This is a genomic window from Psychroflexus tropicus DSM 15496, assembly GCF_000378765.1.
Lineage (GTDB): Bacteria > Bacteroidota > Bacteroidia > Flavobacteriales > Flavobacteriaceae > Psychroflexus > Psychroflexus tropicus.
Window position 1 is genome coordinate 1 of sequence record NZ_KB905351.1, and the last position, 5,944, is coordinate 5,944.

6 protein-coding genes are annotated in these 5,944 nt (G+C 32.1%); all 6 read right to left on the reverse strand.

The window, feature by feature from the left end; translation table 11 throughout:
- Positions 1–147: 147 nt before the first annotated feature.
- The gene (locus F598_RS15755) at positions 148–411 is read right to left on the reverse strand and encodes a DUF1643 domain-containing protein (protein WP_019039721.1); all 264 of its coding nucleotides are present in this window, start codon (positions 409–411) and stop codon (positions 148–150) included.
- 22 nt (positions 412–433) lie between these two features.
- Positions 434–709 (reverse strand): DUF1643 domain-containing protein, encoded by a 276-nt coding sequence (locus F598_RS15760; RefSeq protein WP_019039722.1) that lies wholly within the window; start codon positions 707–709, stop codon positions 434–436.
- A 178-nt stretch (positions 710–887) separates the two neighbouring features.
- Positions 888–2,585 (reverse strand): AIPR family protein, encoded by a 1,698-nt coding sequence (locus F598_RS0114110; RefSeq protein ID WP_019039723.1) that lies wholly within the window; start codon positions 2,583–2,585, stop codon positions 888–890.
- 218 nt (positions 2,586–2,803) lie between these two features.
- Positions 2,804–3,184 (reverse strand): hypothetical protein, encoded by a 381-nt coding sequence (locus tag F598_RS0114115; RefSeq protein WP_019039724.1) that lies wholly within the window; start codon positions 3,182–3,184, stop codon positions 2,804–2,806.
- 169 nt (positions 3,185–3,353) lie between these two features.
- A complete protein-coding gene (locus tag F598_RS0114120; RefSeq protein ID WP_019039725.1) occupies positions 3,354–4,787 on the reverse strand; it encodes an ATP-dependent nuclease in 1,434 nt (477 codons plus the stop codon).
- A gap of 162 nt (positions 4,788–4,949) precedes the next feature.
- Positions 4,950–5,639 carry a hypothetical protein gene (locus F598_RS0114125; protein WP_033408740.1) on the reverse strand — a complete coding sequence of 230 codons (690 nt, stop codon included), beginning with the start codon at positions 5,637–5,639 and terminating at the stop codon, positions 4,950–4,952.
- Positions 5,640–5,944: the final 305 nt, after the last annotated feature.

Here is a 5,944-nt window from a genome sequence, read left to right on the forward strand (position 1 = left end):
AACGGTTTAGGCTATGCGCAGTTGCGTGTCTCAGCCTTATGTTTTCAAATATACCCAAACCGTAGAAAATTCCGCAGGAATTTTCGGATGAGCAAGAACCGAGCAATTGCGTATAGCCAGTGTTGTACTGCGTTTTTTTATTCACCTCTATTGGAAATTCAGAGGTTTAAATTGTCTTGCGTATGACTTAAAATCGAAATTCGTTAGTCCAATTTTTTCGTCTGCTTTGTATTTCGTGTTGATAGTCATTGGTGATGGATGACTTGGATTTCCAGATTTGTTTATTCTAAACGCAAAGTAATTCAGTCCGTGTTTGTCGAGCTTGTCGTAAATCGCATAAATACTTGTCGCAAAATATGGTTTCGCTTTGATGTCATCGCCCCAACCAAGAAGAACGTTCTGTATTTTCAATTCCTTTGATGATACAAGCGTATCAATTGCTTGAATATTTTCCCCAAAACAATTTTTCGTCCGCTTGGTTGTCCAATTGATAACCCTTAGGATTTCGAGTAGGATAGAGGTTTGCCATTAGCCATCCATCATATCCATTGTCATTTGCAATCCGCTCCACGTTCCGTGTTGTTTCGTCAAGTTTTAATTCGTTCGCTGTATTTGGGTTCAGTCCGATGCACAAAAGATTTCGCTTTCCCTTTTTTCCGAGTGCAAATCTTTTTTCGTTATCATTTTCAGGAAGGCAGAAATATTTCATTTAGGAAATTGGTTTTTGGTGTGCTTAAATGCAGTACAACGGTCTTGTATATGAAAAGTAGCGGATTTTTATGCCCTAACTTTTCGAATTATAACAGACCTTTAATTTATTCATTTTGTTCGATTAAGTAATTAAACCGCTATTTTTTATATACGTTGTTAGCTGCTGTACTTATTTTCTAATTGTTGAAATAAATATTCAGTAAATTTTTTGATTTAGCAATGTTAATCAAATTTGTACCTTGATGATCATTTAGGTATTGATCAATAGATGTACTTAAAAATGATATTGATTCATTAAATTGTTCTTGAGTAATATCATTCACATCAATTTCTGAAATTTCATTGAAACTTACATTTACTTTATTAAAATGATCTTTTGTAAGTAAACAACCAATATGTAATTTAAAATTTGATGTTTTATTCTTTTCTGTTGTGTTTTGATGTTTCAACCAAAAATTATGTCCTTTTTTATATATCAGACAAGAATTTAAGTATCCTTTAAAGTTCTTATTAGGGTTGAAAATTCTTTTGTATGTGTTTTCTGTTTTTAATAATGATGTCGGTCTCGATCTTGCTGTATGGGGATCATCAAAAGCGATAGATTGAATTGCTTGGGCTGTTAACTGAATACTGAAAATTTTGGTAGCAGGTTTGCCTTGATTTTTGTAATAATTTTTTCGTCTGTCATAGTAATAACCTTCGTTGAGAAAAAATAATTCAAGACTTCTTTGTACAGGTTCTGTTGCTCTTAATAAAGTTGCAGAAACTGGATTTTGACTATTTGTTGAGGCAATAATATTATCTGTAGTCTCTTTATTTTTGTTTATTATTACTTTTACAAGAACAGACCTTTGATCTTCTTGATCTTCATTGTGATTATTGAAAATAGAATATGATGTTTGTAATCCATTTACAATTTGAATATTTTCAATAGATAGTTTTTTACCAACTTCTTTAGGTTCTTCGGCAATAATTGTAATACCATTATTTAACCACCAAAAATCTTCATCACTTGGATTTTCGATAGTGTTTTTTATTTTCTTATTTACATCCACTAGACCCTGAAAATGTCTGATGTTGCTTTCAAAAAGATCATCTCTTATATCTCCATTTTCGGATTTTAAAAACGCCTTATAATTTGCCAATTTAACAGTTCCAATATAACCTATTCCGTAATCTTCGAAGTCAGTCGATAATGGTCTGTCTTTAAACTCTATTGAGAGTCTATTGGATTTTTGCTTTTGATAAAACTCCAAAAGTTCAGTACAGCTATAAGCTGAAAAGGAAACATCGTTTGTTGATAAACAATTTTTTGAAATTTCTAATAGTTGATCGATTTTCTGCTCGAAAACATTATTAACTACAATTTCAGATGCGTTACAAGTGTAAATATATTCCAATGCTATTTTTCCACCACTAATAGCTGTGTTTTTCCATACTTCTATTAATAAAAGTGCTTGATCTACTAAATCAGAATTAAATCTGCTTAAAAGGGCTAATTCATTTCTCTCGAGATCAAATAAAACAGGAATTGTTGTTATTAGTTTATCTATAGGACCTTCTTTAAAAGAATTTTCCTTTTTGCATTGAGTAATAATAAATTTTGAACTTGTTTTATTGGTAAAGTTGAAATTTTCTAAATCATCTATACTTTCAACAAACTCTTCATCGATGAAAACCATTATGGAATCAATTCCTCCATCATTGCCACCATCTACAATAGAAGAAATTATATTTTCATAAGTTATATTTCGATCTTTATGAATTTGACTCAAAGAAAAAATTTCGAAAATTTCGCTTTCTGTTAAGTCAATTTCATTTGTTTCTTTAAAGGTTTTTATGCAGCCTTCTAATATTATTTTATTGTTACTCATTTTCTTTTTTTGGGTATTGCAGCTAACGGTCTCGTATAACCGTCAGTTACGGGATTAAAGTTAATAATTTTCAGTTAAGCACTGATGTTAGCAATTCCGAGTGGATTCGCACGTAGTCGAATCCGCCGTAATTGCGGTTATACATTGTTGTAGCACGTTTTTTTATTTTCAATATGTTTTTAATTCAGTCCGATTTTGAGTTTGCACTTAATGTCCAATCAATAATAAAAATAGGTGTATTGCACTGAATCCTTTTTCAATTCCTCAAACTCTTTCGTTGTAACCTCAAATACTTTGAATTTACCATTAGAGTTAATAGTATCAAAATTGCCATAGTGAGAAAAAATTTCAATTCGATTTTCAGTCCATTTGGCAAGTCCACTGTGGTATTCATAAAAAACATCAGATTTTAGATAGTCCACGTTCGGTTTTCCATCAGAATTATATCTTCCATTAATTAAATATTTTCCATCGTCAAATCTTAAAATGGTCAATTGATTTTTTCCATTGTTTAAATCGACTATTTTCTTTTCATTTTTGTCGCAACTAGTCAGCCACAAAACCGTACTCAAGAGAAATAATTTAATTAATTTTTCCATTTGTTAATTAGAAATCAGTTTTTTGTCAAATGTGCTACAACGGTTTTGTATATGATACGTTGCGTGGTTTAGAACGTAATTTAGCAAATAAAAACCGAATAGAAAATCCGAGAGGATTTTCGTAAGTAGGCTCTCACTAGCAATGGATTATATACGTTGTTGTAAGCAGTTATTTTATTAATTCGTTCATTAAATTTTGACCTATAAAGTTTGATATTTTTCCTTCTGAATAATCTTTTGCCAAATCACCTTTTGCTAATCGACCAATAACTTGTCCAACTGCTACTTCCCAAGGTTTAGATGTGCCTGTTTCACCAATCAAAATATTTCTAATTTCCTTAAGTTTAAATGAAAGTCTATCATATCCAGATTGTTTAAATTCATTCATTTTTTCAAATTTTGGATGGTCTTTGCGATTATCAATCCAATTATCAAGTCGGTTTTTAAAAGTCTCCCAATTAGTACCGAGTGAATCAAGAACTTCATCTGATAAAATTAAATTTTCCGCTGCACGACAAACTAATCTATATCTTTTTAAAGGTGGAATATCGTCAATGTCATCTTCGATTTCATCTTTGTCCCTAACCGAATATGCAATTGGCGAGTCATAAATAGAATTAACAATTTCTATTATGCTTTTTTCGTAATCGGCAAAATGGTCAATTCCATCAATGTCAACAGGGTAAATTTTAAGCAGTCCTTCTGAAGTTCTGATTGCCTGTTGCCAAATTCTTAAATCGTCTTCTCCTTCTATTAAAAATATAGGTGACTCATTAAACAAATTTGATAATGGATGTGCTCCAAAAACAGGTAATATTCTTTTATAGACTTCATTTATCTTTTTAAAGTCAATTTCTTTTTGTTTAAAACTGATTAATCCAAAAGTTGCATTTTGATAGTCTGTAAATGCCCCTACAAATGCTGTACTATGTGTTGCAATAAAAATGATAAGCTCATACTCGACCACTAATTCTTTTAGGAATTGTCCTAATTTGTATTGTAAGTCTGGATGCAAATGAACATCAGGTTCGTCTAGTAACAGGAAATTCTGTTTTTCCTTATCAGATTCTTTGGCAAAAACTAAACATTCAATCGCTAATGATATTAATTCGGACTCACCGCTACTTATTTTTTCGGTTGGAATCTTTGTTGTAGTTCCCTTAACAAAAGTTTCAATTCCATTTGTTGTTGGTTTAATTTCAATGTTTTCAAGTAAAGAATTTATTTTCCCTAAAATAGTTTTCTCAAATGTGTGATTTTCATTCCTTCTTTGCTGCATATCTTTATCAAGTTCCTGATAGTAAAGAAGTTGAAGTTTTCTGTATTGAGATATACTCTGTTGCTTAAATTGTGTTGTTTGATTTTTTCTTCTGTCATTAGAAAGCCAGTTATCATCTCTTTCTATGTTACGCTCAACATTTGGTTCGTATTTTAAAGTTCCAGCTCTTTCAGGAGTGATATATTTAAAGTTCTTTGTTTCATCAGATGCATAATTTGATTCGAGGTTTGTTAAAAAAGTACTTTTACCACTTCCGTTTTTACCTAGAATTATATTGATTTTATCGGCATTCGTAATCTTATAATCAGAAAAGTCTAAATTCATCGATTCGGTTTTTTTTTAATTGCTTACAACGGTTTGCATATGGCTTGTGGCGGTTTCGAAGCACTTTCCTGTCCACCGAGACTAAAGCTGGCTAAGGTGAGAAAACCTTGCTAGTAGCCGTTCACCCGCCATAAGCTATATGCGTTGTTACCTGCCGTATTTTTATTTATTATTTTCTATTTCAGCGTCCACAATATAATTTGTCACCATCAATGTATGAATAATCAAACACGTCCTGTAGATATCTATCAGCAGTTTTCGATTTGAATACCGCATTCCCATTTTGGCTGTCTCACCATTATGATAATACATATTTCGTTCTGCATAAATCAAGGACAATATCTCAATTCCTGAAATCGATTCTTGACTATTCAGATATTTTTTCATAGAAACTGAGTCATCAGTTAAGGTCTTTTTTATTCGGTCATCATTTTCTATTCTTTTTATGTACTGGTCGAAATCTTCCTTAAATCCCGCTTTATTTGCGTAATTATTTTTCAAGTTGTCAGTCGCTTGTTTGAGAACGGTTAATGAACCGATTTCTTTAAGTAAGGTCTGAGAGTATATTTTCGCCTTATTGGCTTTTGGATTAGCATACTTTCCAATGTCCTTTGCATAATGAAATAGTGCTTCGTAGGCATTCCACATTTCCATTAGCTTAATAATTTTGACGTAAGTCTCTCGTACTTGGGCTGTTTTCGTCAGAGAGATTTCACCCTTAAAATCAATTTGAATGTCTAATGCAAGTCTCAAGCGAATATTGAAAAGTCTCAAGCTTCTTGGAAGTTCGTCCTGCATAAACTCTTTCAGCGTTTCAAACTTTTGATTGTATTGGTGAAATAGTTCATTCATGTCGTTTTTTTATATGGCAGGTAACGTTCGTGTGTATAGCTTCGTTGCGAGCAAACTAGCGCAAGTCTTTCAGCTGTGGCTGAAAGATAGCACATTGCGTGGAATTTTCGGTAGAAAATTCAGTCGCAATGAGCTATACACTCTGTTGTAGGTAGATTTTATTCAGATTCGGTTTATAATTGATCTTTTTATTATTCTTTAAATCGGAGTCGGGCAGAGGTGACAAATCAGTCAACAATTAATTTCGATCATCATTTCAGCTGCTCTGGCGCCGAAATCCATTCAGCCGTTTGAGACACAAAACA

Excerpts from the sequence above, each read along its gene's own strand:
- F598_RS0114120 (WP_019039725.1), bottom strand. The coding sequence starts at position 4,787 with ATGAATTTAGACTTTTCTGATTATAAGATTACGAATGCCGATAAAATC.
- F598_RS15760 (WP_019039722.1), bottom strand. The coding sequence starts at position 709 with ATGAAATATTTCTGCCTTCCTGAAAATGATAACGAAAAAAGATTTGCA.
- F598_RS0114110 (WP_019039723.1), bottom strand. The coding sequence starts at position 2,585 with ATGAGTAACAATAAAATAATATTAGAAGGCTGCATAAAAACCTTTAAA.
- F598_RS0114125 (WP_033408740.1), bottom strand. The coding sequence starts at position 5,639 with ATGAATGAACTATTTCACCAATACAATCAAAAGTTTGAAACGCTGAAA.
- F598_RS0114115 (WP_019039724.1), bottom strand. The coding sequence starts at position 3,184 with ATGGAAAAATTAATTAAATTATTTCTCTTGAGTACGGTTTTGTGGCTG.